This is a genomic window from Bradyrhizobium sp. CCBAU 53340 (genome assembly GCF_015291645.1).
Classification (GTDB): domain Bacteria; phylum Pseudomonadota; class Alphaproteobacteria; order Rhizobiales; family Xanthobacteraceae; genus Bradyrhizobium.
In genome coordinates this window covers 3,240,887-3,255,163 of sequence record NZ_CP030055.1, presented here as the reverse complement: position 1 = coordinate 3,255,163, position 14,277 = coordinate 3,240,887, and the positions used below count along the sequence as shown (strand labels likewise).

10 protein-coding genes are annotated in these 14,277 nt (G+C 59.2%); 5 read left to right on the top strand and 5 right to left on the bottom strand.

Annotated features, from left to right (window positions below):
- Nucleotides 1-6 precede the first annotated feature (6 nt).
- The 5 genes from XH89_RS15305 to lpxK form a co-directional block, all read right to left on the bottom strand.
- Complete coding sequence (locus XH89_RS15305) at nucleotides 7-849, bottom strand: ABC transporter permease (protein WP_194467826.1); 843 nt, start codon at nucleotides 847-849, stop codon at nucleotides 7-9.
- A complete protein-coding gene (locus XH89_RS15300) occupies nucleotides 837-1,580 on the bottom strand; it encodes an ABC transporter permease (protein WP_194467825.1) in 744 nt (247 codons plus the stop codon). The genes XH89_RS15305 and XH89_RS15300 overlap by 13 nt, the downstream gene beginning before the upstream one ends.
- Entirely contained in the window at nucleotides 1,577-2,428 is an 852-nt protein-coding gene (locus XH89_RS15295; protein WP_194467824.1) for an ABC transporter ATP-binding protein, read from the bottom strand. Before XH89_RS15295 ends, XH89_RS15300 begins: the two co-directional genes overlap by 4 nt.
- Nucleotides 2,429-2,589: 161 nt before the next feature.
- On the bottom strand, nucleotides 2,590-3,909 hold the full coding sequence (locus XH89_RS15290; protein ID WP_194467823.1) for a M24 family metallopeptidase: 1,320 nt from the start codon (nucleotides 3,907-3,909) through the stop codon (nucleotides 2,590-2,592).
- Nucleotides 3,910-4,348: 439 nt separating this feature from the next.
- Complete coding sequence (gene lpxK, locus XH89_RS15285; RefSeq protein WP_194467822.1) at nucleotides 4,349-5,404, bottom strand: tetraacyldisaccharide 4'-kinase; 1,056 nt, start codon at nucleotides 5,402-5,404, stop codon at nucleotides 4,349-4,351.
- A gap of 270 nt (nucleotides 5,405-5,674) precedes the next feature.
- On the opposite strand from lpxK, the gene XH89_RS15280 reads away from it, so the two are divergent.
- From XH89_RS15280 to XH89_RS15260, 5 genes are all read left to right on the top strand, one after another.
- On the top strand, nucleotides 5,675-7,336 hold the full coding sequence (locus XH89_RS15280) for a carboxylesterase/lipase family protein (protein WP_371825214.1): 1,662 nt from the start codon (nucleotides 5,675-5,677) through the stop codon (nucleotides 7,334-7,336).
- A gap of 403 nt (nucleotides 7,337-7,739) precedes the next feature.
- Nucleotides 7,740-9,899, top strand: coding sequence for a xanthine dehydrogenase family protein molybdopterin-binding subunit (locus XH89_RS15275; RefSeq protein WP_194467820.1), 2,160 nt, complete (start codon nucleotides 7,740-7,742; stop codon nucleotides 9,897-9,899).
- Nucleotides 9,900-10,104: 205 nt separating this feature from the next.
- Nucleotides 10,105-11,016 carry an SDR family oxidoreductase gene (locus tag XH89_RS15270; protein WP_194467819.1) on the top strand — a complete coding sequence of 304 codons (912 nt, stop codon included), beginning with the start codon at nucleotides 10,105-10,107 and terminating at the stop codon, nucleotides 11,014-11,016.
- Between the two features lie 635 nt (nucleotides 11,017-11,651).
- Complete coding sequence (locus XH89_RS15265; RefSeq protein ID WP_210345255.1) at nucleotides 11,652-12,137, top strand: (2Fe-2S)-binding protein; 486 nt, start codon at nucleotides 11,652-11,654, stop codon at nucleotides 12,135-12,137.
- Nucleotides 12,134-14,260: a molybdopterin cofactor-binding domain-containing protein gene (locus XH89_RS15260; RefSeq protein ID WP_194467817.1), complete on the top strand. Its 2,127-nt coding sequence runs from the start codon at nucleotides 12,134-12,136 to the stop codon at nucleotides 14,258-14,260. Before XH89_RS15265 ends, XH89_RS15260 begins: the two co-directional genes overlap by 4 nt.
- Nucleotides 14,261-14,277: the final 17 nt, after the last annotated feature.

Sequence of the window (14,277 nt, the reverse complement as noted above, 5' to 3'; positions counted from 1 at the left end):
ATCTGGTCACACCGTCGTCGGTGCGGCTGCTTCCTGATGCCAACGCAGCAGCCGCTGCCGCAGCGTCCCCAGGATTTTGATCAGAAGGAAGCCGAGCACGGCGACCTCAACGATGCCCGCGAAGACTGCTCTGGAATTTGAGTAGCGAGACGCGTTCATCATGTCCGCTCCGAGCCCGGCCCCGCCGGTAAGCATCTCAGCGACGATACATATGATCAGCGAGAGCGGCAAAGCTACCTGTAGCCCTGTCAGTACTTGCGGAAGGGCCGCCGGCAGCAACACATCCCAGACCAGTTCGGTATCGTTTGCTCCCATGCTCTTTGCAGACCAGATCAGATCTCGCTGAACTACCGTAGCAGCGGCGATCGTGGCGGTGAGCACCGGAAGGATTGCATCGATGATGATCATGGAGAGCTTCGTCGCATCACCGAAACCCAACCACAACACGATGATCGGCAAAAAGACGATCTTCGGAATGGGAAATGCGATCGAGATGATAGGGTCAAAAAACCACCGAACAGCCCGACTGCGAACAATCAACACGCCTAGGAAGATGCCAATAGCGCTGGCGATCGAAAAACCCACCATTGTACGGTAGAGGGTGAGCCACAGGCTGCGCCAGAGTTCGCCTGATATGGCGCTTTCGTAGATGGTTGCGACCACCGAGCTGAACGACGGCAATTGAAAAGGCGTGACCAATCCGCTCCTGGCGAACAGTTCCCAGGAGATCGCGAGCGCCACCAACGCGATCGAATTGCGCCCGATGTTCGCGACGCTTGTCATCACGACGATGAACCCGATCGAGTCCTGCCGAGGCGAGGATCCCTGAATGCGCGCTACTCGCGCCATAGTAGAAGCCTCCGCGTGAACATCTGATACATGCGATCGAAACCAAAGCCCAGAAGCGCGACCGTAACGATAACCGCATACATCGGAGCGTAAGAGCCCGCGGCCCCATAGAAGCCGATCAGGTAGCCAAGCCCGTCGCGGCCAGAGATCAGCTCGCCGGCCACCAGCAGCACGAATGAGAGCGCCAATGCCGTGCGGACTCCGTTGAGAAGCTCGGGCAGCGCGCTGGGAGCGACGACGTCGAACAAGACACCGAGCCTCGATGATCCCATGCTGCGCGCGGACCAGACGAGCACCGCATCGCTAGATCGTGCGCCGTTGTAGGCACCGATGGTGATTGGGAGCATGCACCCGAGAAAGACAAGCAGCACCTTCGATGCATCACCAAATCCGAGCCAGATGGAAGTAACCGGAATAAGGGCCGATTTGGGCACCGGATAGAAGATCTGCACAAGTGGATTGATGATTGCATTCAGCCCACGCGACCACGCCATCAGAATGCCGAGACTGCCGCCGAACGCAATCGCGAGGGCAAGTCCTGATCCCGCTCGCTCAAGTGAGGCAAAAGCATTGGAAGGCAGCTCACCATCGCGGACCAGCTCGATGAGTGACACGATTACCGTGCTCAACGGTGGGAGGATGTCGGTCGAGACCAAGCCCGCACGCGAGACTCCCTCCCATATCAAGGCGATTACAAGCAGCGGAGCGTAGTAGACGATGGTCCGTTTCATCGACCGGCAGCTTCCTGAGCCAGCCTGGCTTCGGCTCGGACCAGTTCCTGAAGCTCGTCGACTTTCGCCACGAATTCGGCGCTTCGCACGAACGAAGGATCGGACCGGTCGAAATTACAGGGAACGATGGTTTTGATCCGGCCGGGGCGAGCCGACATGACGACCACGCGCTGCGAGAGATAAGCAGCCTCCTGCACGTCGTGGGTCACGAAGATAACCGTCTTAGGAGACCGCCGCCATATACCCAGCAACTCATCCTGCATCAGGCTGCGCGTCTGAGCGTCGAGCGCCCCGAACGGCTCGTCCATCAGAAGAATTTTGGGATCGATCGCGAGCGTACGCGCGATCGCGGCTCGCTGCTTCATACCGCCCGACAGCTGCGAGGGAAAACTGTCCTCGAAGCCATTGAGGCCGACCAACCTAATGAATTCGCGAGCTCTGCTCTCGGCGTCGGCCTTCGACATTCCCTGCTTTCGCAGCCCGTAGGTGACGTTTTGCAATACCGTGCGCCAAGGGAACAGCGCAAAGCTCTGGAAGACTACGCCTCTGTCCGGCCCAGGTCCTCTAATGTCGCTGCCGTCGACGGAAATGCTCCCTTCGACGACGGGCAGGAAACCGCCGATCAGGTAGAGCAAGGTGGATTTTCCGCAACCGGAAGGTCCTAGCAGGGAGATGAACTCACCGGCCCTGATGCTGAGGGACACGTCCTGGAGCGCAACGACAGGCCGCTTATTTGCCGGCACATAGACGTGCTTGAGATTCTTCACCTCGACGGTGGAGAGCACGGTATTGGCGGAGGCCGGCAGGCCTTCGGACGGCAAGCCGCTCCCAACGCGCGTATCGAGCATGCTTACACCACTTTCTTAAGGAAACTCGGCTCGCCGCAGCGGCCGCTGAACTCGCGAGCCCATACATCAGAACAAGTCTGGCAAGACCCACGCCGAGCGAATCTCTTAGGCATAGGCATTGCTCACCTCCAAAACTGGGCCCGCTGCAAACGCGATGAAGCCTAGGCGATCTGAGCCAACTCGAGAGGCGTATTGACCAGCACCTCGGCCTCTTTGTCGCGAACAACCATGAAATCTGCCAGCATCACCCCGACATCGACCTTCCAGTTTGAGTCGTGCAGGTTGATGTTGTTCCCAAAGGCCATCCCAACTTCGAGCTCCATATCGTCGACCCGCGCACCGTTGATTGCATCAACGCCGTACCCGCTTGGGTAGACCACGCTGGGGTGTTCGGGCGACGCCGTTCCCATGGCGTGGAAACCGAGTTCGACCCAGTCTAGTCCTGCCGCCTCGGCCGGCTTGCGGATCATTGCAACGGCTTCACGAATGGTCCGGCCTCGCGTCAATGCGGTTTTACTAACCTGCAGACACTCGACTGCGACATCCCAGATGCGAAGCAATTGCTTCGGCGCCTGGCGGCCGAGATACACCGTGTATTCGGTATGGCAGCGATAGCCGCCGTACTTGGTGTGGAGTTCCGATATGATGATATCGCCCGAAGCCAACGGGCGCATGGTCGGCGCAATCGGCTGATCCGACCCATGCAGGGTGTGCCATAGTTCGTTCGCGGGGTGCTCGACGGGGCCGGCCGCCCACAGATTGAAGATGTTGGGTTCGGCGCCGTTCGCGATCTGCGTCTTGATCATCTCTGCAAACACAACCGCCTCAGGTACTCCCGGGCGAGCGGTAGCGATCAGAGCGTCTACGGCCTTGCGGGCGATACCACCCGCCTTGCGTAGCATGCCAATCTCCTCTTCGCTCTTGACGACGCGCATCTCCTCGATGAGCCAGCCGGCGTCAACAAAGGTCGCACCCGGTAGGGACGACTTGAGAGCCTCGACCTCTCGGTGCAGCAAGGTCGGGGTACGCTGAATGGTCGACGAAAAGCCCACCAGCCCAATTCGCGCGCGCTCAAGACGGCGACCGCGCAACTCGTCGACGATCCCCGATATTCCGGCGCGCCCGCGAACGTCGGAAACCCAATCCTGGATCGCCGCGAAGGGATTGAACGGCCGGTTCATGTGAATGATGCCGGTCCAGACAACCGGATCACCTACGGCTGGGAAGAGAGCATCGCCCCCGATCTGCGCATCCAGCTGAAACATGTACCTGAGGTTTGCCATGCCCATGCCGAAGTAAATGTCGTTGCCGAGAAAGACCAGGGCGTCCAGCTCGGCAAACATCATCCTGCTCCTGGCCTGGGCCCATCGCCTATCCCGCTCGGCGATGCTGAGATGCGGTACATACTGCTTGAGCGCACTTGTCGGTACTGCATCCGAAGGAATTGCGCGCGCAGTTGGCATGAACGCCGGCATCGACATGGGGAGCCTCTCAACAAAATAGGAAGTCGGCGCCGCATCCGATGCCACGATGGACCCGGATGCCGCGAAATTGTAATATGTCCGATTTTGATATATGTCAAGAATAACGCGCGGCGGCAAAGCGTCGGCGCGCGTGCGAGAGCAACAACAGAAAGCTCCGAAGTTCGTAGGGAAGCGCGGCTGGCGCCGGATCTCGACGAAACCATCGATCAAAGGATGGGAACCGTTCTCAGGATTGATCGTGGCGCGATCAATCCCCGGCGTCCATCGATACGCATTTGTCGCGCGCATATTGCAGACGCTACGCGGTACCGAATACGGTAGTCGCATCGCTATAGTCATCGCGTTACGAGCGTTGCTGTGGAGCGCGTTCGAGAACAGTGAACAGCCTTGCAAGCAGTCGCTACGAGCACGCTCGCGAAATTCGAACGCGCGTGGTTCAGACGGTGAAACCGGCCAGCGCGTGGACGCTGGCCTGAAGCCGCTCAGCCAAGCGACACCGTTCGCGGGCCCTGTACAGATAAGTGCTGATCGCTGCCCGGAGCCCTGCCGGATCGTCGAACTCGATCTCGACCGCGAAAGGCATGGCCTGGTCGTACAGATTGCTGCCGAGCAGTCGCGCAAGATCCTTTTCCGTGGTCACAAGCGTGAGCTGCTCGCGCTTCGCCCTGGCGGAGAGCGCTTCAATATCGGCCTTGGAGAACATGTGATGGTCTGTGAAGCGATGCGTGCATGCGACCTCGATGCCGTTCGACCGTAGGATTCGGAAGAAGCGCTCGGGATCCCCGATGCCGGCAAATGCCAGGACCCGCTTGCCGACCAGCTTGGCAACCGTGGCGGAGTCAGGCTTCAGACGCGCGCGCAGGACCGGCTTGTCGCGCATCGCGATCTCAGCCGCCACATAGTCCGCGGCATGACCATCGCCTATCAGGACCAACGCATCAGTTCGCGCGATCTGCGGTTTCAGCGGCCCGCGAAGCGGACCCGCCGGAAACACCTGGCCGTTGCCAAGGCCACGTTCGCTGTCGATCACAATTAGCGCGGCATCTTTCATGATGCGCGGGTCCTGAAAGCCGTCGTCGAGTAAAATGGCGGTCGCGCCCTGAGACTTGGCGAGCGCGACGCCGCCGAGACGGTTTCGCGCCACCGCGACTGGCAGTTCATTCACCATCATCAGCGGCTCATCGCCGACATCGGAGGCGTTGTGATGCTGGCGATCGACCATTACTGGGCCCCTTAGCCGGCCACGGTAACCGCGGCTCACCACAGCTGGGCTCTCGCCGAGCTCACGCAAGAGGCTTGTCAATGCGAGCACGGTCGGGGTCTTGCCTGCGCCGCCGGCGTGGTAATTCCCGACGCAGATCACGGGGATGCAAGGTTCGAGGCCCTCACGCGCCATACGCCGGGCGGCGATTGCGCCATATAGCCCTCCTAACGGGCGGAGCAAATACGACAACGGCGAGCGTGGCTGGTACCAGAAGGCAGGCTCATGCATTGTTGGCTCCCATGTCGATCTGAAGGCGCAGCGGACAGAGCTCAAGCGCGGGCGATGTCGGACTCAACGCGAGTCGCGCGACCGTGGCTTGAACCCGATCTAGAGATCGAAATCCCGAAAGAAAGAACGAGCGAGATCAAATTGCAATATGTCCGAATTTGTCATATGTCAAAAATAGCCCACGCTGGCCGTGGCCGCTTAGGCTGGGCCTTGCGGAACAGATGAAACCAGCGGCGAGCCCCTGCTTCATATTGGAGCAGTACCGAACTTATGAAGACGCGCCTTCCTTCGGTCCGGAGCAAAATTGGACATCGTCGTCCGCAATTTCTCGAGAAGAACTCGTGGCGAGACGCAGCTGGCGGGACGCATTCGAAAATGGAGGAGCCGATGGCGTCTAACGCAGCCAGCGGGCCAGTCGTTGCACTCGATTCTGGTAAGGTCCGTGGGATTTCACAGGAAGGGACCGAGGTATTCAGGGGGATACCCTATGCAGCGCCGCCCCTGGGGCCATTGCGCTGGCGGCCACCGCAAGCCGCGATCTCTTGGCAGGGCATTCGCACCGCCGACGAGTTTGGCCCAGCATGCTTTCAATCGGACGTTCCATTCACGCCACCCGTGAACGGAACAAGCGAGGACTGCCTTACTATCAACGTGTGGCGCCCCTACGGATCCCAGAGGACCAAGCGTCCAGTGATGGTGTTTATTCCCGGAGGCGGCTTCTTCAATGGAGGGAGTGGCACCCTGCTTTACGACGGCACGCCATTCGCGAACGCGGGGATTCTTTTCGTGTCCTTCAACTACCGGCTCGGTCGCTTCGGATTCTTCGCCCATCCCTCACTGACGCAAGCGCACACCAACGAGCCGCTCGGAAACTACGGTTTCATGGACCAAATTGCGGCGCTTCGCTGGGTGAAGCGCAATATCTCAGCATTTGGTGGAGATCCCGAGAACGTCACGATCTGCGGCGAGTCGGCCGGCGCGCGCAGCGTTGCGGCAATGCTGATAGCCCCCCAAGCCAGAGGGCTCTTTCAGAAAGCCATCTTGCAATCGTCGACGCACGGAATGCATCGAGAGCCCCCGCTGCATCATCAGGCGGGAGTGGCGCGTACGGGCGAATCGCTGGGCGAGGCTTTTTTAGAACACTTTCGATTGGGGCAACTCGATGCAGCAGGCCTACGGGCCTTACCCGGCGAGACGATCGTCAGCGGGCTCGGACAAAACTCGCCCCAGCGCACAACATTCGCTGGCCCCATGATCGACGGGAAGATCATGACTGACTCGTTCGGGCGCGCTTTCGAGAAAGGGGCGTTCAGCCCTGTTCCGATCATCGTTGGCACGACTGATTACGAAGCACGGGTATTTCTTGGAGGCATCGATTTAGAGGGACTTCTTGGCAGTTTGGGCGCCAATCGTGAGCCGCTGCTCCGAGCTTTCGAATCGCTATACCCCGAGCCGGAGCGAGCCGCGCGCCTGTTGACCGAGGCGCTCTACTACGAACCAACTCGCGCGGTCGCCCGCTCTTTCGCGAAACTGAGACAGCCCGTCTATTCATACCGCTTTTCGTATAGGGCATATGCCCTTCGTGCCAAGATTGCCGGAGCTCTACATGCTTCCGAGCTGCCCTTTATGCTCGACAACCTGTCGCAAACTCCTGCGACATCAATGGGAGCAGACTGGACGAGTACCCTCTTCAACGAGCCTCTAACTTTCACGGATGACGACCGGAAGATGGCAAAGGCCATGAACGGATATTGGATCAATTTCGTGAAGACAGGCGATCCTAACGGCTGTGGTTTGCCACAATGGACAGCTAGTTCGACTGAACCTAACGCCATCATGAACTTCAACGAGTCGGGCGCGATAACCGAATCTGACCGCACGACTGCGCGGCTCGACATGTTCGAATTTGCTAATCGCGCTCATCGGACCTAGCGCGTCCAAGCACCTGCTTAACCAGCTCATGGCGCTATTACTAGAGAGCCAAGATATGTCGCAGTTCCAAGAGCGAACACTGCCGTATCGATTGCCGCCATCACGCGCCATTCAGCAGGACGTCAATTCGGCGGTTTGTGGCTCATTTCGCCAATCGCGCGATATATTCAGCGCGTTAGGCGCACAACCTGCGCGTAAACGGCCGGAAAACGACAAACATTCGCTTGGCCTACAATATATCCTCTTGGCACCTGCAACGCCGAATTAGGTCTGCAATTTCGGAATCTGCACGCGGACCATATCGCGGCGTCTTTGAGATAGTGTCGACGGCAATAATAGACCCATTTCATACAGGTGTGATCCCTGCAACGAAGTCCTTCGGCAAACATAGAGAGATGGTGCGATGAGCGTTCAAGACCTTCCTTCCTCGCGCAGAACGTTCCTTGGGGGCGTCGGCCTCGTCATTGGCTTTGCCGTGATGCCGAAGGGCATGGCCCGCGCCGCACTTTTAGACGCTCTTCCAGGCGGCCCGGCCGGACATTCTTCCATGAATTCCTTCGTCAAGGTGGGACCGGACAGCACGATTACTATCCTCTCAAAACATCTCGAATGGGGTCAGGGAATCCATTCAGGTTTGGCCGCTCTCGTTGCCGAGGAACTCGACGCCGACTGGTCGCAGATTAGGGTCGTTCATTCACCTATCGATGACAAGGTCTACGCCAATCTCATACTGGTCAGTCGGAACATATTCCTGCAGGGGACTTTTGGTTCTTCCGGCATAGCCAACTCGTATGAGCAATATCGTAAAGCCGGCGCCACGGCCCGCGCCATGTTGGTGGCTGCAGCGGCGCAGGAGTGGAGCGTACCGGCGGCCGAAATTACTGTTTCGAAGGGCGTGATCGGGCACTCCGCCTCCGGAAGGAAGGGCGACTTCGGCGCATTCGCGGAGCGAGCGGCAAAGCAGACCCCGCCAGCCGATCCAGTGCTGAAGGATGCTAGGAATTTCCGGTTGATTGGCCGGGAGCTTCCGCGGCTGGACATCCCTGACAAAACGACGGGCAAAGCGGTGTTCACCTTGGATCTCGAAGCCGAGAACATGGTGGTGGCATTGGTCAAGCACCCCGATCAATTCGGCGCCAGCGTGCGGTCGTTCGATGATTCAGAAGCGCGTAAGGTTCCGGGCGTGGTCGATGTGAAGGCGGTTTCCACAGGCGTTGCGGTTTATGCGACCGATACCTACACGGCTATCAAGGCGCGCGACCTGCTCAAGGTCGAATGGAATCTGTCGAAGGCGGAGACGCGGAGCTCCCAACAATTGGCGGCCGCCTATGCCGAGAAACTGGGAGAAGCAGGTATAGTCGCCGTCAAAACGGGCGATGTCGACAGAGTGTTGGCGGACAAAAGCGTCCGAACGCACGAGTCCCGCATTCTTTTTCCTTTCCTAGCGCACGCACCAATGGAGCCGATGGACGAGCTGTTCGTGCCGCGGGACGATGGTAGGCTCGACATATTCTGCGGCTCGCAAATGCCTGGCGTCGATTTGAAGGCGGCGGCCAAAGTGCTCGGGCTCGATCCTTCCAAGATCCGCCTCAACGCTCAGCTCACCGGGGGCGGATTTGGTCGCCGAACTACCTTCGGTGGCCCCGGCATGAGCCACGCCGCAGAGGTGTTCAAAGCGGCTGGAGGAAACCGGCCCGTCAAGCACTTCCACACCCGTGAAGACGACATCCGTGGAGGTTTTTATCGGCCGATGTTCCTCCATAACTTGCGGGGCGCCATTGACAGCAAGGGCATGATCGTCGGCTGGGATCATGCGATTGTCGGCCAGCGTCTCACTCCTGGCGAAGATGTTGAGCACTTCATGGTAGAAGGCGCCGACGATCTGCCCTATGCCATCCCGAATCTGAGAGTAAAGGCCCACAATGTTGTCCTGGCCGTTCCGCCCATGTTCTGGCGTTCGGTCGGACACACACACACCGGCTTTGCTGTCGAGACGTTTGTGGATGAGATGTTGCAGATGGCAGGCAAGGATGCCGTGCAGGGCCGCCTCGCACACCTTGCCGATGAGCGTGACAAAGGCGTGCTGCGGCGCGCAGCGGAAATGGCAAACTGGGGCAAGCGCCTCCCAGAAGGCCATCAGATGGGCGTTGCAGTGGTCAAGTCCTTCGGTACCCACGTCGCGGAGGTTGCCCAAGTGTCGCGTAATTCTGACGGCACCCCCCGCGTGCACAAAGTCTGGTGTGCAGTCGATTGCGGCGTTGTCGTCAACCCGAATTCGGTTAGAGCTCAGATGGAAGGTGGTATCGCGTTTGGACTGGGCGCGGTCCTGTTCGGTGAGATCGCACTGGCGGACGGCGGCAGTGTTCTACAGTCGAACTTCAATGACTATCGCGTGTTGCGCATCAATGAGATGCCCGAGGTAGAAGTGTCGATAGTCAATTCCGGCGAGAAGCCAACCGGCGCAGGCGAACCTGGCGTGCCACCGGTCGGCCCCGCCGTCGCGAACGCTTGGCGGAAGCTGACCGGCAAACACGTCCAGCGACTTCCGATCGTAGAGGCTTAAGCGCTAGCAGCGAAAGGCCCTGGCGGGCTGGTGCCGTCAACCTGAACATCAGCCCGACGTATTGCCGCCATGGCCAGTGAGCACGCCACAACACCGGAGATAGAGCTAGTCTCGCTCCTCGCAAGGAATTCATCGCACGACCACGTCATTCGGCCTCTCATATCGGCCACGCATCGACGGAACCCTTCGAGCAGAGGCTTCCTGTTTGAAAGACAATAATGTGAAAGATGAAAAGGTGATGTTTTCGGAGCGCAGCCATGCGGATAATCGACTGGTGGTCGTCTTCGGCGCTTCGGGCATCAGCGGTGGATACGTGCTGCGCGCTCTACGCGCGGCCGGGTTTCGGACGCGAGCGACGACACATAGCGACTCGGGCGCCAGGGTAATCGGCGGCTCTGCGGACCAGGTGGTTCACGCGGACTTCTCAAACGTGGAAACAATCCAAGCGGCTCTTAAGGGCGCGGACGCGGTCTATTTAATTCCCCCGGCCATGGTCGGTGCCGAAGCCCAGTATGCTATAGCGGTTGCGCGCGCCGCCGAGAACGAAAAGGTCAGGAAGTTCGTATACGTATCGGTCCTTCATCCCCATACGCCCGGCCTACGCCATCACATGCGAAAGGCCGAGGCGGAAGCCGCAATCCGTAGTACCTCGCTGAGTTGGACCATATTGCAGCCGGCGATGTTCGCCCAGGTGGTATATCGCTCCTATGGCGGCAACTCGCCGGCAGGGCGGATTCCAATCCCGTTCAATCCCGACCGCTTGTTCTCGCTCGTAGATTTACGTGAATTGGCTGAGGTCGGAGTAAAGTCGATCGCAGAGAGAGGCCACGAATACGCCAGCTATGAATTGAGCAGCACGCAAGGTTCAATGGCAGATATGGTGCGCACGATTGGCCGCCTGCGCGGCCTATCGCTGGATCCGGTTCAGATCCGTACGTTCGAGGTAAAATTGACGCCCCGCCTCGCCGCCCGCTCTCCCGAAGGGTTAGCAGACTGGCACGCCATGAACGAGCACTACGATCGACACGGCTTTTTGGGCAACAACAACGTCATGCGCATGCTCCTGGGTCGCGAGCCCGCCACGTTCGAGACAATTGCACGCAGTCTTGCTTCATGACGCAGAGCCCGACGACTGGCGATCAAGGCGAAGCCAACGTGTGTTGGAGTGAACAGGACAACTTGTCGATCGGCGTTTGGCACGCGGTGTTCCGGGTGCCAGCTACTGGTGACCCGTCAGCTACGCTCGCCCACGCGCCTGCAGTTGCACGGACCTATCCGGCAGGGGGGCTCACAAAACCATTGACACGCGCAAAATCGTACATGTACTATTTTTTGGCAGGTTGCTCCCGCGCGAAACTGTCGACATCTAGAGAGTCGAACTGAATGCGAACCGCAGGCGTGAGAAACAAGGCGGCGGTCACTAATCTGTCAGGCTGAAGGCACGTGTTGTAAGTCGAAATCAGATAGTTTGGTCGAGGAGGTTGCACTTAGGACTACGAGGACGGGGAGCAACGAACCTATAAGAGAGCATGGGCTCTCATCTCCAAGTTTTGCGCGACTACGGAAACCTTCGGCATGCCCGCCGAAGGTTTCCCTATATCTGAGGGTAGGCTCAATCGGACCACAGACACGCGATCCCGGCGTCGGCACAGCAAGCGCGCTTATGGAACTACGAGGCCCCTCTCCTTCGTTACCGACGAAATCGAACGGTTGCCGTCGTTGCTATGCAGATAAATCAAGTGTCGGTGAAAAATGATGGTTGAACTGGAAGTCAATGGCCGCTTCGCAAAGCTCGACATTGCAGAAGACGCACCACTTCTGACGGCGTTGCGAAACTATCTCAGGCTGACTGGCGCGCGGTTTGGCTGTGGGCAAGAGCAGTGCGGCGCTTGCATGGTGCTCCTCGATGGGGAGCCGACCTATTCATGTACGACGACGGTCTTGCAAGCTGTTGGGCGGCCGGTCACGACCTTGGAAGGTCTTGGTAAGCTCGGGGAGCCACACGCGCTACAGCAGGCGTTTCTCGAGGAACAAGCTGGACAGTGTGGCTACTGTCTGTCCGGTATGATGATTTCGGCAAAGGCGCTTCTTGATAGGCGTCCGCGCCCCAATCGCCAGGAAATCCGTGCTGCCCTAGAACCCAATCTATGCCGCTGCGGGGCGCACCTCAGAATTTTGCGGGCCGTCGAGCGCGCGGCGGAGCTCCTTGCCCGAGGAGCGGAGAAAGCCGCATCATGACTTCCAACGATCTTCCGCCGATTTTGGTCGACAATCCATGGCTCGACCAGTGGATCACGATCAAACCGGGCGGACGAGTCCGCTTCGCGACGGGCAAAGTGGAGCTGGGGCAAGGTGTGCTAACTGCGCTTGCTCAGCTAGTTTCTGAAGAGATGGACGTCTCGCCGGACCGGCTCGACGTCGTATCCGGCGACACCGATGGATGTCCTGATGAGCATTATACGGCCGGTAGCATATCGATAGAGAAATCTGGGGCTGCTGTCCGGTTGGTGGCCGCCGAAGTCCGCGAGATTTTTTGCAGCCGAGCTGCGCAACAGCTCAATTGCCAAAACGACGCGATTTCGATCATGGATGGCGCGTTCCTGCGGGACGGTCAAGAGACGGGCGAAAGCTATTGGAGCCTATCCGGTGTGGTCAATCTCCATCGACCCGCTACCGGATCCGCGATGGTCAAGTCGCCGGCCAGCTTCAAGGTAATCGGAACCAGCCTTAAGCGGATAGACCTTCCCGCGAAGGTCTTCGGCGCAGGGTTTATTCATGACATATGGTTCAAGGGCATTTTGCATGCGCGCGTGCTGCACCAGCCTTGGCCAGGTGCACGTATAGATCGGCTCGAAAGAACCAAGCTGGCGAAGCGCTACGTCGATGCGGTCGAGATAGTGAGGACGGGGGACTTTGCCGCGCTCGTTGGAGAGCGAGAAGAAGATGTTGTAAGTGCTTGGCATGCTCGCGAACGCTTCATCAGCTGGACCGGTGGGGCCCCTCTGCAGCGGGGCGACGAAGACCCGAGCGCCCTACGCAAGCGCACCATCAAGGCGCGCACGTTGTGCGATGAAGAGAGCGCAGAGCCTGCAATGGCCGCCAGAACGGTCACCGCGACTTACTCGCGGCCCTGGCTCGCTCACGCCTCGATCGGACCGTCCTGTGCGATCGCCCTTTTTGAGGCTGGGCACCTTACTGTCTGGACCCATGCGCAAGGCGTGAATCCACTTCGCAACGCGATCGCCACGGCACTCGCCCTGGATCCTTCCGCAATTAACGTCATCCACCGCCAGGGAGCGGGCTGCTACGGACACAATGGGGCCGACGACGCGGCTTTCGAGGCCGCACTGATCGCATGCTCCAAGCCTGGCGCCCCGATCAGGGTTATGTGGATGCGCGAGGATGAGATGACCTCGTCTCCTCTTGGTCCCGCCGCAGAAGTGACGATCGATGTAGGTCTTGGCGACGACGGAAAGCCGCTCACATGGGGTATGGATATTTTAAGCCCCGTGCACGGCACACGGCCGGGCATGGGAGGACGGGTTAACCTTCTGAGCGCGCAACTTATACCAAATCCGCCCTCGCCGTCCGCGCCAGTCGACATTTCAGACGCCAGCGGTGGCGGTGGCATCCGCAATGGCTTTCCCATCTATGACTTTCCGCGACGGCACGTCCTGCATCGGCTTGTGACCGATCCCCCGGTGCGCAGTTCGTCCATGCGGGGCTTGGGCGCGCTCGCAAATGTATTCGCCATTGAATCAATGATGGACGAGCTGGCGGAGCTCGTGGGGCGAGATCCTGTGGACTATCGACTAGAAAATCTGTCCGATCTCCGCGGGCGGAAGGTAATCGAGGCGGCGGCTGCGATGGCCGGCTGGCGCGGACCGGGCGAGATCGGGAGCGGTCGGGGCCGAGGTTTCGCCTTTAGCCGCTACAAGAACCGCGCCGCTTACCTTGCCATGGTCGTTGACCTTTTGGTCGACGAAGAAATACGACTAGAGCGCTTTTGGATTGCAGCAGATGCCGGTCTCGTCATCAATCCTGACGGCGCGATCAATCAAATCGAAGGCGGAGCGATCCAAGCGGCGAGCTGGACAATTAAGGAGCGCGTGCGATTCGAAGACGGGGTCATAAATTCGAACGCGTGGGAACACTACCCGGTGCTACGGTTCAGCGAGATACCGGAGATCGAGGTCAAGCTAATCGGCAGCCCAAAGGACCTGTCGCTCGGTATTGGCGAGGTAGCGCTCGGCCCGACCGCAGCTGCGATCGGCAATGCGGTGGCTGTCGCGCTCGGCGCCCGTGTCCGCTCATTGCCTTTGAGCAGAGAACAACTGATGAGCGCGTTGTTCGAAGCCTAACGTCATCCCCTACTCGC

What these genes read in the sequence shown, in the direction of transcription:
- XH89_RS15305 (WP_194467826.1), bottom strand. Translation starts at nt 849, where the DNA reads ATGGCGCGAGTAGCGCGCATTCAGGGATCCTCGCCTCGGCAGGACTCG.
- lpxK (WP_194467822.1), bottom strand. Translation starts at nt 5,404, where the DNA reads ATGCATGAGCCTGCCTTCTGGTACCAGCCACGCTCGCCGTTGTCGTAT.
- XH89_RS15280 (WP_371825214.1), top strand. Translation starts at nt 5,675, where the DNA reads ATGAAGACGCGCCTTCCTTCGGTCCGGAGCAAAATTGGACATCGTCGT.
- XH89_RS15300 (WP_194467825.1), bottom strand. Translation starts at nt 1,580, where the DNA reads ATGAAACGGACCATCGTCTACTACGCTCCGCTGCTTGTAATCGCCTTG.
- XH89_RS15290 (WP_194467823.1), bottom strand. Translation starts at nt 3,909, where the DNA reads ATGTCGATGCCGGCGTTCATGCCAACTGCGCGCGCAATTCCTTCGGAT.
- XH89_RS15265 (WP_210345255.1), top strand. Translation starts at nt 11,652, where the DNA reads ATGATGGTTGAACTGGAAGTCAATGGCCGCTTCGCAAAGCTCGACATT.
- XH89_RS15295 (WP_194467824.1), bottom strand. Translation starts at nt 2,428, where the DNA reads ATGCTCGATACGCGCGTTGGGAGCGGCTTGCCGTCCGAAGGCCTGCCG.
- XH89_RS15275 (WP_194467820.1), top strand. Translation starts at nt 7,740, where the DNA reads ATGAGCGTTCAAGACCTTCCTTCCTCGCGCAGAACGTTCCTTGGGGGC.
- XH89_RS15260 (WP_194467817.1), top strand. Translation starts at nt 12,134, where the DNA reads ATGACTTCCAACGATCTTCCGCCGATTTTGGTCGACAATCCATGGCTC.